The organism is Amycolatopsis sp. CA-211722 (assembly GCF_056828465.1).
Genome location: NZ_CP184752.1, coordinates 1,287,258 through 1,304,779, shown reverse-complemented (window position 1 = coordinate 1,304,779; position 17,522 = coordinate 1,287,258). Strand labels below are relative to the sequence as shown.

Genomic DNA, 17,522 nt, shown 5'->3' with positions numbered 1-17,522 from the left:
GGGCTAGGGGGTGGTCCACTTCTGGTTCGCGCCGCCGCCGCAGGTCCAGATCTGGAGTCTGGTCCCGTTCGCGGAGCTGTTCCCGGTGGCGTCCAGGCATTTGTCCGCCTGCGGGTTCACGATGTCGCGCGCGCCGCTGATCCCCCATTTCTGCGCGCCGGATCCGTTGCAGTCCCACAGTTGCACGGCCGTGCCGTCCGCGGTCCCGCCGCCGGAGACGTCCAGGCACTTACCGAGCGCGCGGATCGTCCCGTCGCCACCGACGGTCCAGTTCTGCGCGGCGTTGCCGTTGCAGTCGGTGATCTGGACCGGGGTGCCGTTGGCGGTGTTCGCCCCGGCGACGTCGACGCATTTCCCGCCGATACCGGTGATCCGCCCGGTGCGCCCGGCGGTGTCGCTGGAATTGACGCGCACGTAGTCGACGACGAGACGCTGCGGGAAGATCGTGCTGGAGTTCGGGTCGCCAGGCCAGTAGCCGCCGACGGCGAGGTTCAGGATCAGGTAGAAGGGATGGTCGAAGACCCAGCGGTTGCCGTTGAGGTCGGCGGGGGTGCGGGTCTGGTAGAGGTTCCCGTCCACGTACCACTTGATCTGGTTCGGCGCCCAATCGACGGCGTAGGTGTGGAAGTCGTCGGAGAAGTTCGGGCCGTTGTAGGCCGCGCCGATGCCCCCGGCACCCGAGTAGCCGGGGCCATGGAGGGTGCCGTGCACCGTGTTCGGCTCGAAGCCGACGTTCTCCATGATGTCGATCTCGCCGCTGTTGGGCCAGCCGACGTTGCCGATGTCGGCGCCGAGCATCCAGAACGCGGGCCACATCCCCTGTCCGCGCGGTAGTTTCATCCGCGCTTCGAACCGGCCGTAGGTCTGGGTGAACTGGCCCTGGGTGGACAGCCGCGCCGAGGTGTACTCGCAGCGGCCGTACCAGCAGTTGTAGTTGCCCGGGTTCTCCTTCTTCGCGGTGATGACGAGGTTGCCCTGGCCGTCGAGCGCCGCGTTGTTCGTCCCGGACGTGTACCACTGCCGTTCGTGATTGTTCACGTTGTCACCGGTCTCGAAATGCCACTTCGAGGTGTCGATACCCGCGCCGGCGGGGCCGTTGAAGTCGTCGGTGAAGGTCGCGGCCGTGACCGCGGCCTCGGAGGCGGGGGCCTGTGCGGTGGCGGGGAGGGAACCGAGGAGGACGCCGGCGGCGAGGAGCGCCGTCCAGCGGAAGCGGGAGGAGATGGACATCGTTGTCGCCTCTCTTCGCAGGCAGAAAACCACTTTGTTGTGCCTGGCAACAAAGTATGCATGGTCTCTACCACTGCGACAAGATGTATTTTTCGACCTCGAATTAAGGTCAGGCGGCCGTGCCCCGTTTCGACCCGGCCGTGCGCGGGTCCGCGCCTTGCTCCAGAAGGGCGGCGACCGGAAGGGTGGCGGCTCCTATGGCGACGGCGTCCGGACCTAGCCTGCCGAGCTCGATCTCGGTCTGGTCGAACACGTGCGCCAGCGCGTGCTCGCCCGCCACACGCCGGATCTCGGGCAGGTACCGCTCGCCGAGCGCCAGCCCGGCCCAGCCGCCGAGCACGATCCGCTCCGGGTCGAACAGGTTGATCAGATTGCCGATCCCGGCGCCGAGATAACCCGCGGTCTCTTCCAGCACCTTGGCCGCGGTCTTGGACTTGCCCGCGGATTCCAGCAGGGCGGCGAACTGGGTCTGCTCGTCCTCGTCCGAAGTCCTTCCGCCGCGTGCCTTGCGGTAGCGGGCGAGGACGCCTTCCGCGCCGACGTAGGACTCCAGGCAGCCGCGCGCTCCGCAGCGGCATTCCTGCCCGCCGTAGACGATCGTCGTGTGGCCCCATTCGCCCGCGCTGCTGCTGGAGCCCCGGTAGGTGGTGCCGTCGGCGACCACGGCCGCGCCGACACCGGATCCGATCAGGGCGATCACCACGTGCCGCGCGCCGCGCCCGGCGCCGAACCACATTTCGCCCTGGCCCTGGGTTTTCGCGCCGTTGTCCACGAACAGCGGCAGCTCGACACCTTCCGCGCGCAGGAGATCGGTGAGCGGGACCTCCTTCCAGCCGATGGTGGGCGCGTGCACGCGCAGCGCTTCGCCCTGCTGGACGGTGCCGGGGACGCCGACGCCGACACCGAGCACGGTCGCTTCGTCGATACCCGATTCCGCGATCACCTCCCGGAGCCCGGACGCCACCTGGGTGACCGCCGCGGCGGCGTCCGGCCTGGGCGAGGCGAGGGGATGCTCGACGGTGGCGAGCCGGTTCATGGTGAGGTCGAACAGTTCGACCTTCACCCCGGTCTCGCCGATGTCGACACCCGCGACATGCCCGTACGCCGGGTCGACGCGGAGCAGGACGCGCGGCCTGCCGCCGTCGGACTCGACCAGCCCCGCCTCGGTGATGAGGCGTTCTTCGCCGAGCTCGGCGGTCACGTTGCTGACGGTCGCGGCGCTCAACCCGGTCAGACCGCTCAATTCGTGGCGGCTGAGCGGGCCGTCGAAGTAGAGTTTCGACAGCAGGAGGGAACGGTTGTGCCGCCGCAGGTCACGGACGGTGGTGCGCTTGGCAGGCATGCGGATACCCATCTTATGGCGGCGGACCTTTCCAGGATGCCCCACGACCTTATCCTCCGCCATGTATCAACTGGTGAAATAAGGGGAAGAGGGGGTCATGACGGGGGACGACGAGCTCATCGGCACCTTGCCGCCGGACTTCCGGTGGGGTGTCGGCAGCTCGGCGTACCAGGTCGAGGGCGCGGTCGCCGAAGACGGACGGACACCGTCCATTTGGGACACCTGGGCGCGGTCGCCGTGGTCGGTCGACAACGGGGACACCGGCGAGGTCGCCTGCGATCACTACCACCGGATGCCCGCGGACGTCGCGCTGCTGAAGGAACTCGGCGTCGACACCTACCGCTTCTCCGTCTCCTGGCCCCGCGTGCAGCCGCGCGGCCGCGGCGGCGTCAACCCGGCCGGCCTCGCCTTCTACGACCGGCTGGTCGACGAACTGCTCAACAACGGCATCGATCCCTGGCTGACGCTGTACCACTGGGATCTGCCGCAGCATCTCGAAGACGCCGGGGGCTGGCCCGCGCGTGACACCGCCGTCCGGTTCGCCGACTACGCGATGCTCGTGTTCGAGCGGCTGAGCGACCGGGTCCGCCACTGGACCACGCTGAGCGAACCGTGGTGCACGGCCATGCACGGTTACGTCCACGGGGTGATGGCGCCCGGCCGCCGGGACGCGAAGGCGGGGATGGCCGCGGCGCACCATCTCCTGCTCGGCCACGGCCTCGCCGTGCGGCGGATGCGGGAACTCGCGCGGCCCGGGACCGAGTTCGGCATCACGCTCAACCTGAGCACCGCCGACCCGGCCACCCCGAGCGAGGCCGATCGCGAGGCAGCCCGCTTCGAGGACGGGCTCGGGACGAGGTTCTACCTCGACGCGCTGGTGCACGGCCGGTACCCGGAAGACGTGCTGGAGACCCTCGCGCGGCAGGGCATCCGCCTGCCGTCGGAGCCGTGGGATCCGTCGATCATCGCGGCTCCGCTCGATTTCCTCGGCGTCGACTACTACTTCGGGACGCGGTACTCCGGGGTGGAGGAGAACGGGGACGCCGTCGAGCACTTCGGGCTGCCCGCGTTCCGCAAGGTCCCGTTCGGGGCGCCGTCGACGGTGCTGGGCTGGGAGATCCTGCCGCACAAGCTCACCGAGCTGCTCGTCCGGATCGGCCGCGACTATCCGGGCCTGCCGCTCTACGTCACCGAGAACGGCGCGGCGTTCGCCGACGTCCCCGACGAGACCGGCTTCGTCCGCGACGACGACCGCGCCGCGTACCTGTCCGCGCACATCGCCGCCACGGCCGCCGCGCGCCGGGCTGGCGCGGACGTGCGCGGTTATTTCGCCTGGTCCTTTTTGGACAGTTTCGAATGGGCCTACGGCTACGCGAAACGGCTCGGGCTGGTGCGGGTCGATCGGGAGACGCAGGCGCGGACGATCAAGCAGAGCGGGCTGGCGTACCGCGACATCGTCGGGCGGGTGCGCGGCGGACGGCGGTAGGGCCTGCTCCACCATCGAACCGGCGGTCCGCTCCATTCTTACCGGTGGCCCCGCGTCCTAGGTTCGGCAGCGGAAAGTTGTTTGCCGCTACCGGAAAACGTGGGGGACAGTGATGACCGTCAGGCTCGAACAACGCGACCAGCGGGAGGCGCCACGAAAAGCGTGGTGGCGAAGGCCTTGGGTTGCGCCGATGGCCGTCATCGTCGTGGTGTTCCTGGCCTTTTCGATGCCGCCGTATCTGTCGTTGGACCCGTCTCAGTCGCGGGTGCCGCAGCCACCGGGGTTCACCTCGCACTACTGGTTCCTCTCGGCGCACGTGCTTTTCGGCTCGATCGCGATGGTCGGCGCGCTGCTGCAGATCTGGCCGTGGTTCCGGGCGAAGTATCCGGCGGTGCACCGGAAGCTCGGCCGGGTGTACGTCTTCGCCGGGGTGCTCCCGGCCGGATTGATGGCGCTGACCGTCGGCGCGATGAGCCCGTTCGGCCCGACGACGCGGGTGGCCAACGTCGTGGCCGGGGTGCTGTGGCTGGCGTGCACGTTCGCCGGCTGGCGCGCGGCGAGGCAACGCCGGTTCGCCGACCACCGCCGCTGGATGATCCGCAGTTTCGCGCTGACCATGTCGATCATCGTGAGCCGGCTGGTCGGGCCGATCGCGCTTATCACGTTGCAGCCGCAGCTGGAGACCACGTTCGGCGGCAGCGAACTCGCCTTGACCCAGTCGGTCGCCGCGATCACGGCCTGGCTGAGCCCGACGCTGGTCGTCATCGCGACGCAGTGGTACCTGGATCGCCGTCCGGCTGGGAAGAAGTCAGCGATCGCGCGATGATCGTCCGCTGGACTTCGGAGGCGCCTTCGTAGATCCGCGGCGCGCGGACCTCGCGGTAGAGGTGTTCGAGCAGATGCCCTCGCCGCAGCGCCCGCGCGCCGTGGATCTGCACGGCCGAGTCGACGACGTACTGCGCGGTCTCGGTGGCGAACAGTTTCGCCATCGCGGCGCGGCCCGCGAGGTTCCGCTCGCCCGCGTCATAGGCGGCGGCCGCGGCGTAGACGAGCAGGCGCGACGCTTCGGTGCGGGTCGCCATTTCGGCGAGGGTGTGCGCCACGGTCTGCTGCTTCAGCAACGGGCCGCCGAAAGCGACACGGCTCTGGGCGTGGGCGACGGCGGCGTCGAGCGCGGCCTGCGCCATCCCGACGGCGAACGCGCCGACACTCGGCCGGAACAGGTCCAGCGTCCGCATCGCCACGCCGAAACCGCGGTCCTGTTCGCCCAGCAGTTCGTCCCGTTCCACGCGGACGCCGTCGAAGACCAGGGTGCCGATGGGATGCGGGCTGACGAGGTCGAGGTGCTCACCCGTCAGCCCGGCGCGGTCGGCGGGGACGACGAACGCGGAGACCCCGCGCGATCCCGCTTCCGGAGTGGTGCGGGCGAAAACGCTGTAGAAATCGGCTTCGGGGGCGTTGGAGATCCACATCTTCTCGCCGGTGAGCCGCCAGCCGTCGCCGTCGGGCTCGGCGGCGAGCTCCAGCGCGGCCGCGTCCGAGCCCGCGTTCGGTTCGGTGAGCGCGAAAGCGGCGACGGCGTCGCCCGCGGCCACGGCGGGAACCCACTTCGCGACCTGCGAGTCCTGCCCGGATTGCAGCACTGGGTACGTGCCCAAACCCTGGAGCGCCAACGCCGTCTCGGCTTCGGTGCTCTGGCTGGCCAGGGATTCCCGCAGGATGCAGAGGTCCGTCGCGGCGGCCTCGCGGCTCGGGCTGCCGCCGTCGACGCCGGGGAACAGCCGGGAGAGCAGGCCGAGCGCGCCCATTTCCTTCAGCAGGGGGCGGTTGACCGCGCCTTCGGCGCCGGATTCGGCCAGCGGGCGGAGTTTCCCGGCGCCCAGCCGCCGGACTTCGTCGGCGAAGGCCTGCTGTTCGGGGTTCAGTGCGAAGGCGGTCATCGGTCGCTCCCGGGTCGCCAGCGGGCGTGCGCGGTGCCGGTTTCGCCGGAACGAAGGAGTTCCAGCCGTGGTTTCGGGCCGTCGGTACGGCCGCCCTGCGGTTTCCGGCTGCCCGCCGCGAACTGCTTCGGCCACGGCATCGGGTAGCCCTGTTCGGCGGCGGCGTGCAATGTCCACTGTGGATCGTAAAGGTGGGTCCTGCCGAGCGCGCACAGATCCGCGCGGCCCGCGAGGATGAGCGAGTTGACGTCGTCGTAGGAGGAGATCGCGCCGACGGCGATCACCGCGATGCCGTACTCGCGCCCGATCTCGTTGCGGATCCGGTCCGCGTACGGTGTCTGATAGCTGCGGCCGTACGCGGGTTTCTCCTCGCTGACGACCTGGCCGGTCGACACGTCGATGCCGTCCGCGCCGTGCTCCGCGAACGCGCGGGCGATCTCGGCGGCGTCGTCGACGTCGATCCCGCCGTCGTACCAGTCGGTCGCGGAGATGCGGACCGTCATCGGCCGCTCGGCGGGCCATGCCGCGCGGACGGCGTCGAAGACTTCGAGCGGGAAACGCAGCCTGTTCTCCAGCGAGCCGCCGTACTCGTCGGTGCGCCGGTTGGTCAGCGGGGACAGGAACGACGACAGGAGGTAGCCGTGCGCGCAGTGGAGTTCGAGAAGGTCGAACCCGGCACGAGCGGCGGATCGGGCGGACTTCGCGAACTGGTCTCGGATCTCTTGTAGTTCAGCGACCGTGAGCTCGCGCGGAGTCTGGTTCGCTTCGCTGTACGGGATCGCCGACGGCGCGCAGATCTCCCAGTTGCCTTCGGGGAGCGGTTGGTCGATGCCGTCCCACATCAGTTTCGTGGAGCCCTTGCGCCCGGAATGGCCCAGCTGGACACCGATGCGCGCGGGGGTGTGGCCGTGGACGAAGTCGGTGACCCGCCTCCACGCTCGCTCTTGTTCCTCGGTGTACAGGCCGCCGCAGCCCGGGGTGATCCGGCCGGTTTCGGAGACGCAGACCATCTCCGTCATCACCAGCCCGGCGCCGCCGAGTGCCTTGCTTCCCAGGTGTACCAAGTGGAAATCGGTTGGGACGCCGTCCTCGGCGGAGTACATGTCCATCGGCGAGACGACGACGCGGTTCGGCAGGTCCAGGTTCCCGACGCGGAACGGCTGGAACATCGGCGGCCGAACCTCGGAGTCCAAAGTAGACGCGAACCAGGTGTCCAGCTCCGCGGCGAACTCGGGATCGCGCAGCCGGAGGTTGTCGTAGGTGACGCGGCGGCTGCGGGTGAGGATGTTGAACGCGAACTGCGCCGGATCCTGGTGGGTGTACTGGCCCAGGTTCTCGAACCATTCCAGGCTCGCCTGCGCGGCGCGCTGGGTGGAGTCGACGACGGGTCGGCGCTCGGCCTCGTAGGCTGCCAAGGCACTGTCCATATCGGACTGTTCGTGCAGGCAGGCGGCGAGCGCGAGCGCGTCCTCCATGGCGAGCTTCGTGCCGGAGCCGATGGAGAAATGCGCCGTGTGCGCGGCGTCGCCGAGGAGGACGACGTTCTCGTGCCGCCAGCTCGCGCAGCGCACGGTGCCGAACGCCGTCCACTTCGAGTTGTTGGCGAAGACCTGATGATCGCCGAGGACGTCCGCGCACAGCTCTCGGATGACCTCGATCGACTTCTCGTCGCTCTCGCCCGGCGCCAGTGACGTCGCGGCGATCTCGCCGAACGCGCGCTGCCAGACGTCCTCGTGCAGTTCGAGGATGAACGTGCTCGCGGTGTCTCCGTACGGATAGCCGTGGATCTGCATGATCCCGTGCGGGGTTTCCAGGACGTAGAACTTGAAGGCGTCGAAGACGAGGTCCGTGCCGAGCCAGATGTACTTGCAGCGCCTGGTCTGGAGGCTCGGCCGGAAGCTCTCGGCGAAGGCGTCACGGGTCGGGGAGTTGACGCCGTCCGCCGCGACGACGAGGTCGTACCCGGTACTCGCTTCGGCCGCGCTCGGCGCCTGGGTGCGGAAACGCACGTCGACACCGAGCTCCGCGCAGCGTTCCTGAAGGATGCCGAGCAGCCGCTTGCGGCTCATCGCGGCGAACCCGTTCCCGCCGGCGGTGTGCACCGTGCCGCGGAAGTGGACGTCGATGTCGTCCCAGCGCGCGAACTCGCGGCGCATCGCGGCGTGGATCACCGGATCGGCGTGTTCGATACCGCCGAGTGTCTCGTCGGAGAACACCACCCCGAACCCGAAGGTGTCGTCGGGCGCGTTGCGCTCCCAGACGGTGATCTCGTGCTCGGGATGGAGCTGTTTCGCCAGCGTGGCGAAGTAGAGCCCCGCCGGGCCGCCGCCTAACACCGCGATACGCACGTCGCTCAGGGTATGTCGCGGTATGTACGACCGTCAACGATACGGGATATGGTGACCCGTATGGAGCGCATCAACCCGCCCGGGCTCGGCCGCCCCTCCGGCTTCTCGCACGCGGTCGCCGCGACCGGCAGATTCGTCTTCCTCGCCGGTCAGACGGCGTTGGACGAGGAGAACCGCATCGTCGGCGATGGTGTGGTCGAGCAGTTCGAACGCGCGCTGTCCAACCTGCTCACCGCGTTGCGCGCGGCGGGCGGGGAGCCGTCGGACCTGTGCAGCGTGACCATCTACATCGTCGACATGGACGACTACCGCGCCCACGCGCGCGAGATCGGTGCGGTGTGGAAGCGGCTGGCCGGGAGCGAGTACCCCGCGATGGCGGGGATCGGCGTCAGCCGGCTTTGGGACGTGGAGGCGCTCGTGGAGGTGCAGGGCTTCGCGGTCGTCGCGTGACCTTCCCCCAGTGTCATGAAAGGGTCGTTCAGGACATTTCGCGTCCTGAACGACCCTTTCATGACACTTCGGCGATGGTGCGCGAGACGTGCGCGGCCGCGGCCTCGCCCAGCCGCGCGTGCAGCGTGAAGAACAGATCCGCCGCCCGGATGCCCGCCCAGCCCGGCGGCAGCAGTTCGGCGGGCAGGCCAGGATCGAGGTAGGGCAGCCGCCGCCAGTCGGTCAGCACCCGGACGTAGTCGGCGAACGCTTCGGCCTCGTCCGTGGTCTTGCGCCGCTGCCACCGCCGGAGCGCGGCCGCGTGCTCGTCGACGAAAGCGGTGTACAGCGCTTCGAGCTGGTCGAGATCCCACCACTCGCGGATCTTCTCCCGCACGTCGCCGAACGCGAGGTGTTCGGCGTGGAAGAGATCGGCGTACCCCTCGAGGTCGAGCCGCCGCAGCATGTCGGAGGTCGCGTCTCGCAGGTGCGCGGGCGCGATCCAGACCCCGGACGACGCCGTCCCGAAGCCGAGCCGGGCGAGCTGGGTGCGAAGAACGTGCCTTTTGTGCCGTTCGGCTTCCGGGACGGAGAACACCGCGAGCAGCCAGCCGTCGCCGGGGGTGGCGCGTTCGCGGCGGAAGATCCGCTCGTCGCCCTCGCGCAGGATCGCCAGCGCGGTTTCGGAAAGTTCGTAACCCGCCGCCCCGTTCCGGCGTACCGCGGAAAGGATCCCGCGTCGTTTCAGCCGGGAGATCGACGACCGGACGGCCGGTTCCTCGACGTCCACGCCGGCCAGCAGGTCGATCAGGGAACGGACGGAGAGCCAGCCGCCTTCGCCTCGCGAGTAGAGGCCGTACACGGTCACGATCAGTTGGCGCGGTTGCGCCGTCCGGCCCGCGCCGTCGACTTCGGTTGCCTCCGACACGGCCGTCACCCGGTCACCATAACAACGCCGATGTGCTCATGTTTCGGCCGTGACCGAAGCGTTCCGCACTTAGCGTCACCGTATGGAGGATCCACTGATCGAAGCCCCTGTCCCGCCGGTGCCCCAGGACGTCGAACCGGGCGGCGTCCGGTGGCTGCGGGCGAACGTCGCCCGGTTCAGCAGCCCGGAAGACCACACGCGACGGCGGGCGCTGGTGCTCGCCGAGCTCGCGCCGATGGGATCCCTGCGGGACAAGGCTTTCGCGCTCGCCATGGCGATGCGGGACGAGGTGGATCGGGTTCCGGTCGCCGTCCTCGCCGCGGAACTCGGCCTGCCCGACGTTTCCCGCGACATCGCGACGGTTTCCGCCGCCTATCACCCGCATACGGGAATCGGGGACGACGCCGAAGAAGCCATGCGGCGGCTGGTCGAGGTCTGCGGCGGGGCCGCCGACGAACGGACGGCCGCGCGGATCGGGCTCCTGGTGCAAGCCTGTGACGCGACGGCCAAGCTGCTCGGCAAGGCGCTGGCCGCCCACCGGCCCGGTGAGGACGTCGAAGAGTTGCTCGACCGGGTCCTCCGTGAGGATCCGCCGGTCCGGGTCACCCGGCGGTGGGCCGGCGGCGAAGTGGTCGAGGTGGACCTGACGGAACGTCCATTCGGCGCAGGGGCCAAACGATGCCCAGGAGAAACGCAGGCGCGGCAAGTGGCCGCGGGAATTCTCGACGCCCTGCTGTGCTAAGACTTACCCCGGTCATCTGGAACTGGGGAGTCTTTCGATGCTGTATTTCAATGGTTTCTTCGGCGTTCTCACGCTCGGCCTGTGGATCTTCTGCATCGTCGACGTGATCACCACCGACGAGGGCTCGTGCCGCAACATGCCCAAGGGGATGTGGCTGCTGCTGGTGCTGCTCGTCCCGCTGATCGGCTCGATCGTCTGGCTGGTCGCCGGTCGCCCGCAGCAGGCCGCCCGCGCCCCGCGTGGACGGTACGAAAGGGAGACGCCGGCGTTCCCGGAGTACGACCGGCCGGGCCGCTTCGCCGCGACGAGCGCCGCGGACGACGAAGAATTCCTGCGCAAATGCCGGGAGCGTGCCGAAGAACAGCGCCGCAAGGCGCGTGAAGGCTGAGTAGCCTCGGGATCGAGAAGATCGACACTGGAGGAACGTTGTCCGACACGCTCGACTGGAACAAGAACATCATCAAGGAGTTCCGCGAGAACGAGGGGAAGGTGGGCGGCCCGTTCGAGGGCGGCTCGCTGCTGCTCCTCACCACCACCGGGGCGAAGAGCGGCGAGCCTCGCACGTCGCCGCTCGCGTACGCCGAGGAGGACGGCAAGTACGTCGTCGCCGCGTCGTACGCCGGGGCGGACAAGAACCCGGCCTGGTACCACAACATCCTGGCGAACCCGAAGGTCACCATCGAGGTCGGCACGGAGAAGTTCGAGGCGACCGCGACCGTCGTGGACCGCGCCGAACGAGACCGGCTCTACGCGAAGATGATCAGCCTGATGCCGGGCTTCGCCGACTACGAGAAGAAGACCGATCGGGTGATCCCGATCGTCACCATCGCGCGCTGACCCCGCCGCAAGTAGTCCTCTGGTTGCGGTACTTGCACGCGCAACTACCGCAACCAGAGGACGAAACGCGGGAGGGGTCAGCGCGCGCCGGTGGTGGCTTCGACGGCTTCCGGGCGCTTCAGTTCGGCCTCGGCCGCCCGCAGTGCCTTGCGCTCCTGACGGCGCGCGATCAGCTTCTTGCCGACGAGGATCATCGGCTGCTCGACCCAGCGATGGATCAGATCCGCGATCGCGAGCCCGACCGCGAACACGGCCAGCGCGCTGATCATCCGGTGCTGACCCAGCGACGGCACCGCCTCGACCACCACGAAGTGCACCGGGCCCTGCAGCAGATAGAGCGAATATGACCGCTCACCGACGAACCGCATCACCTTCGTGGCCAGCAGCCAGCGCAGCGGCCCCGGAGATACGAGCACGACCAGCAACAGCGCGGAAAGAAGGCCGTAAGCGATCAGGAGCCCGAGGTTGCTGCCGGACTGCCGCCAGAGGCTCTCCATGTTGACGTGCAGGACGGCGAAAGCGCCGAACACCGGGATCGCCGCGAGCGGATGGGTCAGCGGTTTGAGCACCGCGTAGGACCGGCGGTAGTGCATCGCGATCGCCAGTACGCAGCCGATCAGCAGGATCGCGTAGTGCACGGTCGACTCGTAGATCTGCGCGTTCGGCCCGGGGACCCAGCCGCCGGTGACCCCCACCAGGCCGGCCATCAGGGCGAACGCGGCGACGGCCAGCGCGAGCTTGCGCCAGGCCGCGGCCAGCCCGACCGCCCCGGCGACCACCAGCAGGAACGGCCAGACGAGGTAGAACTTCTCCTCGATGCCCAGCGTCCACGAACCGCTGAAGAAGTTGTCCTGGCCGCCTGTGGGGGAATCGCTGCCGGGCAGGAATTCGTTGAAGAAGGTCAGGTAGTACTTCAGCGCGTGCGGGAAGTCGCGGGCGAAGAACTCCCCGCGTAGCCACACGAACACGACGATCCCGCCGAGGATCACCAGGTACGGGGGCAGGATCCGGAAGACGCGCCGCAGGTAGAAGGCCGAAAGCGAGATCCGGCCGGTGCGGTCCTGTTCACGCAGCAGCAGCGTCGTGATCAGGAAACCGGACAGGACGAAGAAGATGTAGACACCGACCCAGCCGGACAGCCAGCTCCACTTCGGACCGGCGAAGTGGAAGAGGATCACGATGGTGGCCGCGATCGCGCGCAGTCCGTCGAGCGCGGGGAAACGACGCATGGCGAGGAACTCGTCATGGTCCACAGTGCGCACAGTGCCCCCTAATCGCGGTATCGGCCCGGAAGTATACGGGGGTCACCCGGTGTGCCTTCGCCCCGTGTCGAGGCCTCCTACCTGCGATTTTCGGAGATCACCCAGCGTCACGCGCCGGTTCGACGTTATGCGTCAGCCGGAACCGGTTGGCCGGGTCGACGGCGGCCTTGATCTCGGCGAGCCGCCGCAGATCGGCCGGGGAGTACACCTTGGCCGCCTCCTCGCCTGGGTCGCTCTCGCCGTAGACGAAGGTCAGCAGTTTGCCGGTCGACCAGGGCTTCAGCGCGTCGAACAGCTTCCCGTGCGCGCTCCGGATCTCCGCGATCGAAGTGTCGTCCACCACGGACAGCGCCCGGACGGTGAAGCGCGCTTCGCGGTCCCAGCCGACGCCTGGGTGCTCAGGTACGTCAGACAGCGCGCCGCCGAGCAGGTCCAGCAGGACGACGGTCGGCACCGGGGCGTCCGGACCGGCGTGTTCGAGGATCGCGTCGAGCATCGCGTCGCCGAGTTCGGACACGGTGGCGTTGTCGGCGCGGTAGCCGTGCGGGAAGGGCGGCTCGTTCGCGATCTTGCCCGATTCGGTGAACGGGATCTCGGCGAGCGTGTCACCCAATACGGGCGCGGCGGCGCGCAGCGGGGCGACCAGGCGTTCGCCCTCGGCCGCGTCGCCGAGGTAGGCGATCCGGATCTGCGCGACGTGCTGCCCGCGCAACGGCTCGGGCACCATCGGCAGATCCGGCATCGGGACCATGCCCAGCGACGACGCCATCTCGCGCGGCATGTCCGCCGTCCAGTCGCGCCAGGCGCGGAGCACCGCGGACAGCGATTCGGTGCCGAACTGCAGGCTCCCGCCGTACAACCGGGTGACCGGGACGAGCCGGAACTCCAGCGCGGTGACGATCCCGAAGTTGTCGCGGCCGCCGCGCAGCGCCCAGAACAGGTCGCTTTCGGTGTCCGGGGTGGCGCGGCGGAGCTCGCCGTCGGCGGTGACGACCTCGATCGCGGTCACCTGGTCGGCGGCCAGACCGTACTTGCGGCCGAGCAGGCTGAACCCGCCGCCGAGGGTGTAGCCGACGACGCCGACGCCGGGGAAGGAACCGCTCAGCGGTGCGAGCCCGTGCTTCGCGGCCGCCTCGACGACCGCACCCCAGCGCACGCCCGCGTCGACCCGTGCGACGCCCTCGTCGATCCGGATCCCGGTCATCCGGTGGGTGGTGACGAGGACGCCGCCCTCGAAGGGGACACCCACGCCGTGCCCGGTCGAATGGACGGCGATCGGGAGATCGTGCTCGGCGGCGTGGCGGACCGCCTCGACGACGTCGGCGGCCGAAGCGGCGGGCACGATGACGTCGGGACGGCGGGGCACCGCGGTCTGGAAGCCGGCGAGTTCGTTGTCGTAGTCCGGGTCACCGGAGCGGAGCATCGTGGTCATAGGGCCAGCGTGAGCCCGATTCGGCCAGAAGTCCAAGATCTGGTTCGTCTGGCAACTAGAATCATCGGTTATGGAACTCCGCCAGCTCGAATACTTCGTCGCGGTGGCCGAGGAAGCGAACTTCACCCGCGCCGCCGAGCGGCTGCACGTCGCGCAGCCCGGCGTCAGCGCCCAGATCCGCCGGCTCGAACGCGAACTCGGGCAGCCGTTGCTCGACCGGTCGGCCAGGGCGGTCCGGCTGACCGAGGTCGGCGCCGCCGCGCTCCCGCACGTGCGGGCCGCGCTCGCCGCCGTCGCCGGGGTCCGGCAGGCGGTCGACGATCTCACCGGGCTGGTCCGCGGCCAGGTCGCGATGGGCATGGTGTCCTCGCGCGGCCCGGTCAACCTGCCGGATCTGCTCGCGCGTTTCCACGAGCGGCATCCGGCGGTCGACATCACGCTCGCCGAGGCGACCTCCGACGTCCTGCTCGCGGGGGTCGCCGACGGCCGGTTCGACGTCGCGCTGATCGGCGTCTCCGGCGAACCGCCGCCGGGGATCGGCCTGGAGGTCGTCCTCGACGAGCCGCTCGTCGCCGTCTCCGGGCCGGAGGACCCGCTCGCCGGGCAGGCCACGATCACCCTGTCGGAGCTGGAAAGCCGGTCTCTGGTGAGCCTGCCGAAGGGCACCGGCATGCGCGCGATCGTCGACGCGGCGTTCCTCGCCGACAGTGCCCAGCCGAGGGTGACCCTGGAGGCGGGCGACCCGAACGTCGTCGCCGAACTGGTCGGCCGCGGGCTCGGTGTCGCCGTGGTGCCGATGTCGCTGGCGACGCACTACACGGAACTGCACGCCATGGAGATCACGCGGCCGGCCGGGCTGCGGGCGAAACTGGCCCTGGCCTGGCGGACGGAGGGGCCGGTCAGCCCCGCCGCCCGCGTGTTCATCAGTCAGGCGCGGGTGTTGCTCGGGTTGTGAGCCGCCACAGCGTGGTCACCTCCCTCGCGTCGGCCCGCGGATGCCTCGGCCGGATGTCCTCCCTGCCGAGGACTTCGAGGCCGGACCGGGCGAACGTGGCGAGAAGTTCCCGGCGTGTGCGCAGGCCCAGCAGTTCGGCGAGGTCGGACAGGATCAGCCACGCCTCCCCGCCGGGTTCGAGGTGCCGGGGCAGCCGGTCGAGGAACGCCTTGAGCATCCGGCCGCCCGGGTCGTAGACGGCGCGTTCGAGCGGGGTCCGCGCGCGGGACGGCAGCCAAGGCGGGTTGCAGACGACCAGCGGCGCGCGGCCGGGCGGGAAGATATCCGTTTCGAGGGTTTCGATCGCGCCGTGACCGAGACGTGCGAAGTTCTCCCGCGCGCAGGCGAGCGCGCGCGGCTCGTTGTCCGTCGCCACCACGCGCTCGACTCCTCGGTGCGCGAGGACCGCGGCGAGCACACCGGTGCCGGTGCCGACGTCGAACGCCAGTTCCTTGGTGGGTAAGGGAGTTCTCGCCACCAGGTCGACGTACTCGCCGCGGACGGGGGAGAAGACCCCGTGGTGCGGGTGGATTTTCGCGCCCAAGGCGGGGATTTCGACGCCCTTCACCCGCCATTCGTGCGCGCTGACGATGCCCAGCAGCTCGCGCAAGGACACCAGCGAAGCGGCGTCGGAGGGGCCGAAGACCTCGGTGCAGGCTTCGCGCACGTCCGGCCCGCGGCGCACCGGCAGGACGTGGCCTGGGTCCAGCGGGACCAGCAGCCCGCCGAGGATCCGCGCCCGGCGCGCCCGATGGTTCCGCTGATCCTGAAAGGACTTCCCGGCCGCGGTACCGCAGCGGCGGGACATCGCGGCGAGAAGGTTCCGCGCGCCGGGGAAGTCGCCGTGCCAGACGAGGCCGGTACCCGCCGCGGCGAGCCGGAACGCCTCGTCGGCGGTGATCCGGTCGTCGATCGCGACGACGGTCCGGGGCAGGTTCGTGCCGACGGTGGTCAGCCAGCGCCGACCACCGTCCTTTGTGGACTGGGGGTTCATGTTTCCGTTCCTGGATCCGCCCGCGGCGAAGAGACCCCGCGGGCGTGGCTCGTCGGGGGACAAGGTCAGGAACGGCGGCTAGCGGACCACCGCGGCATGAACCGGTGTCGACACGAACCCGAGCCTACCGGAAGGCGGCGGCGTGTTCGGCCGCCCAGACCTCGAAATCCAGCCCCGGCCTGCCGGTGACTTCCTGGACGGTGGAGGTGACCTCGCCCGGTTTCGTCACCAGGCCGCGGAAGCCGCCCAGCATCGTGTCGACGATGAAGTCCGGCATCTTCGTGAGCATGGCGGCGCGGGCTTCGTCGAGCGGGATCTCCTCCCAGCGCGCCGGGCGGCCCGCGGCCTCGCCGAGGATCCGGACCTGCTCGGCCTGCGTCATCGGCCGCGTACCGGTGAGCACGTACTTCGCGCCGGCGTGCCCGTCCCCGGTCAGCGCTTCGACGGCCACCGCGGCGATGTCCTTCTCGTGGATCAGCGGCATCGACGCCTCGCCGTACGCGCCGCGGACGACGCCGTCCGCGCGGATCGACGGCGCCCAGCCCAGGGTGTTGGTCGCGAATCCGTGCGGGCGCAGGAAAGTCCAGTCCAGACCGGCGGCTTCGATCGCCTCCTCGACGGTGCGATGCCAGGCGCCGATGGCGTTGTCCTGCTCCGCCAGGGAATCGTCGACGGCACCCGAGGAAAGGAACACCACGCGCTTCACCCGTTCCCCGAGCAGTGAAACCGTGGGCACCAGCGCCTCGGCGGGGCCCGCGAGCATCAGGAACACGGTGTCGACGCCGTCGAGCGCCGGCGCGACGGTTTCCGGTTTCGCCAGATCGCCGCGGACGCCGTCCGGCGGCGGATTACGGCTCAGCGGCCGGACCGGGACGTCTCGCTCCCGCAACCGGGCGACCACCTGCGAGCCGACGTTGCCCGTCGCACCGGCGACCAGGATCGGCTTCATGCCGCCACCGCCGAGAAGATCGGGCGGTACCGCTTGACCGACCCGCCCGACATCCCCGGGTAGGTCTGCACCTTCTTCCACACGGCGGTGGTCCCGATGCCATCGGCGCCGGGAGCCGCGAGCGCGGCGATGTGGGCTTCGGCGCTGGCCCATTCGGCGTAGTTCAGCACGCGGGTCCCGTCGGTGCTCACGTGGAAGAACCCCGAGAACCCGCCTTCGGGACGCACGGGTTCCGACGCGAGTGCTTCGAAGGCGAGGTCGATCCAGTCGCGCTGTCGTCGCTCGTCGGGGCCCTCGAACTCGACCGAGACGATCACGAGGCAGCCGGGCGTCCCCTCGCCGCGCTGCCCGCGGTAGAGGCGGAACACGGGCGCGCCGTCCAGGTCCTTGATGGCGTCTTCGCTGGTCCACTGCTCGTAGGTGAAGGCGCCGTCATGATCGATGCCCTCGTACGCGGTGAAGGAAACAAGTCCTTCGTGGCTCTTGAACGCCGCCCGCGCCGCGTCGGCGTCCGGCCATTCGCGCGCCACCACGACCGTCGCCCCGTCCGGTGTCGGCCAATGTCCCTTGTGGATGGTCATTTCGGAGGTCCCCTGTGCTGTCATGACT

The 17,522-nt window shown here is 69.6% G+C and carries 17 protein-coding genes; 7 read left to right on the top strand and 10 right to left on the bottom strand.

The window, feature by feature from the left end:
* Window positions 1-3 precede the first annotated feature (3 nt).
* Both ACOCEP_RS06415 and ACOCEP_RS06410 read right to left on the bottom strand, forming a co-directional pair.
* Window positions 4-1,230 (bottom strand): family 16 glycosylhydrolase, encoded by a 1,227-nt coding sequence (locus tag ACOCEP_RS06415; RefSeq protein WP_482336283.1) that lies wholly within the window; start codon window positions 1,228-1,230, stop codon window positions 4-6.
* Window positions 1,231-1,339: 109 nt separating this feature from the next.
* Window positions 1,340-2,584 carry an ROK family protein gene (locus ACOCEP_RS06410; protein WP_482336282.1) on the bottom strand — a complete coding sequence of 415 codons (1,245 nt, stop codon included), beginning with the start codon at window positions 2,582-2,584 and terminating at the stop codon, window positions 1,340-1,342.
* 85 nt (window positions 2,585-2,669) lie between these two features.
* Here ACOCEP_RS06410 and ACOCEP_RS06405 point away from each other — a divergent pair, with 85 nt between their 5' ends.
* Together ACOCEP_RS06405 and ACOCEP_RS06400 are read left to right on the top strand one after the other, a co-directional pair.
* Complete coding sequence (locus ACOCEP_RS06405) at window positions 2,670-4,058, top strand: GH1 family beta-glucosidase (RefSeq protein WP_482336281.1); 1,389 nt, start codon at window positions 2,670-2,672, stop codon at window positions 4,056-4,058.
* A gap of 190 nt (window positions 4,059-4,248) precedes the next feature.
* Window positions 4,249-4,884, top strand: a complete 636-nt coding sequence (locus ACOCEP_RS06400; RefSeq protein WP_482336280.1) for a DUF2306 domain-containing protein — start codon at window positions 4,249-4,251, stop codon at window positions 4,882-4,884.
* Here ACOCEP_RS06400 and ACOCEP_RS06395 read toward each other — a convergent pair.
* The gene (locus ACOCEP_RS06395; RefSeq protein WP_482336279.1) at window positions 4,820-5,998 is read right to left on the bottom strand and encodes an acyl-CoA dehydrogenase family protein; all 1,179 of its coding nucleotides are present in this window, start codon (window positions 5,996-5,998) and stop codon (window positions 4,820-4,822) included. The genes ACOCEP_RS06400 and ACOCEP_RS06395 overlap by 65 nt on opposite strands.
* Window positions 5,995-8,346, bottom strand: coding sequence for a bifunctional salicylyl-CoA 5-hydroxylase/oxidoreductase (locus tag ACOCEP_RS06390; RefSeq protein ID WP_482336278.1), 2,352 nt, complete (start codon window positions 8,344-8,346; stop codon window positions 5,995-5,997). Before ACOCEP_RS06390 ends, ACOCEP_RS06395 begins: the two co-directional genes overlap by 4 nt.
* Window positions 8,347-8,394: 48 nt before the next feature.
* On the opposite strand from ACOCEP_RS06390, the gene ACOCEP_RS06385 reads away from it, so the two are divergent.
* Complete coding sequence (locus ACOCEP_RS06385; protein ID WP_482336276.1) at window positions 8,395-8,796, top strand: RidA family protein; 402 nt, start codon at window positions 8,395-8,397, stop codon at window positions 8,794-8,796.
* Window positions 8,797-8,854: 58 nt separating this feature from the next.
* Here the strand turns inward: ACOCEP_RS06385 and ACOCEP_RS06380 are convergent, their stop codons facing one another.
* Window positions 8,855-9,712 carry a PaaX family transcriptional regulator gene (locus ACOCEP_RS06380; RefSeq protein WP_482336275.1) on the bottom strand — a complete coding sequence of 286 codons (858 nt, stop codon included), beginning with the start codon at window positions 9,710-9,712 and terminating at the stop codon, window positions 8,855-8,857.
* Window positions 9,713-9,785: 73 nt separating this feature from the next.
* On the opposite strand from ACOCEP_RS06380, the gene ACOCEP_RS06375 reads away from it, so the two are divergent.
* Genes ACOCEP_RS06375 through ACOCEP_RS06365 form a run of 3 tightly spaced genes read left to right on the top strand, consistent with a single transcriptional unit; the run spans window position 9,786 to window position 11,282 of the window.
* Window positions 9,786-10,445: a cytochrome P450 family protein gene (locus ACOCEP_RS06375; RefSeq protein WP_482336274.1), complete on the top strand. Its 660-nt coding sequence runs from the start codon at window positions 9,786-9,788 to the stop codon at window positions 10,443-10,445.
* 37 nt (window positions 10,446-10,482) lie between these two features.
* Window positions 10,483-10,833, top strand: a complete 351-nt coding sequence (locus tag ACOCEP_RS06370) for a PLDc N-terminal domain-containing protein (protein WP_482336273.1) — start codon at window positions 10,483-10,485, stop codon at window positions 10,831-10,833.
* 38 nt (window positions 10,834-10,871) lie between these two features.
* Window positions 10,872-11,282 carry a nitroreductase family deazaflavin-dependent oxidoreductase gene (locus ACOCEP_RS06365; protein WP_482336271.1) on the top strand — a complete coding sequence of 137 codons (411 nt, stop codon included), beginning with the start codon at window positions 10,872-10,874 and terminating at the stop codon, window positions 11,280-11,282.
* Between the two features lie 77 nt (window positions 11,283-11,359).
* On the opposite strand, the gene ACOCEP_RS06360 is transcribed toward ACOCEP_RS06365, so the two are convergent.
* Complete coding sequence (locus tag ACOCEP_RS06360) at window positions 11,360-12,544, bottom strand: acyltransferase family protein (RefSeq protein ID WP_482336270.1); 1,185 nt, start codon at window positions 12,542-12,544, stop codon at window positions 11,360-11,362.
* Between the two features lie 97 nt (window positions 12,545-12,641).
* A complete protein-coding gene (locus ACOCEP_RS06355; RefSeq protein ID WP_482336269.1) occupies window positions 12,642-13,976 on the bottom strand; it encodes an FAD-binding oxidoreductase in 1,335 nt (444 codons plus the stop codon).
* Between the two features lie 70 nt (window positions 13,977-14,046).
* On the opposite strand from ACOCEP_RS06355, the gene ACOCEP_RS06350 reads away from it, so the two are divergent.
* Window positions 14,047-14,931, top strand: a complete 885-nt coding sequence (locus tag ACOCEP_RS06350) for a LysR family transcriptional regulator (protein ID WP_482336268.1) — start codon at window positions 14,047-14,049, stop codon at window positions 14,929-14,931.
* On the opposite strand, the gene ACOCEP_RS06345 is transcribed toward ACOCEP_RS06350, so the two are convergent.
* The 3 genes from ACOCEP_RS06345 to ACOCEP_RS06335 form a co-directional block, all read right to left on the bottom strand.
* Window positions 14,900-15,964 (bottom strand): methyltransferase, encoded by a 1,065-nt coding sequence (locus ACOCEP_RS06345; RefSeq protein ID WP_482336267.1) that lies wholly within the window; start codon window positions 15,962-15,964, stop codon window positions 14,900-14,902. The genes ACOCEP_RS06350 and ACOCEP_RS06345 overlap by 32 nt on opposite strands.
* 124 nt (window positions 15,965-16,088) lie before the next feature.
* Complete coding sequence (locus ACOCEP_RS06340) at window positions 16,089-16,913, bottom strand: NAD(P)H-binding protein (protein WP_482336266.1); 825 nt, start codon at window positions 16,911-16,913, stop codon at window positions 16,089-16,091.
* The gene (locus ACOCEP_RS06335; RefSeq protein ID WP_482336265.1) at window positions 16,910-17,518 is read right to left on the bottom strand and encodes a hypothetical protein; all 609 of its coding nucleotides are present in this window, start codon (window positions 17,516-17,518) and stop codon (window positions 16,910-16,912) included. The genes ACOCEP_RS06340 and ACOCEP_RS06335 overlap by 4 nt, the downstream gene beginning before the upstream one ends.
* Window positions 17,519-17,522: the final 4 nt, after the last annotated feature.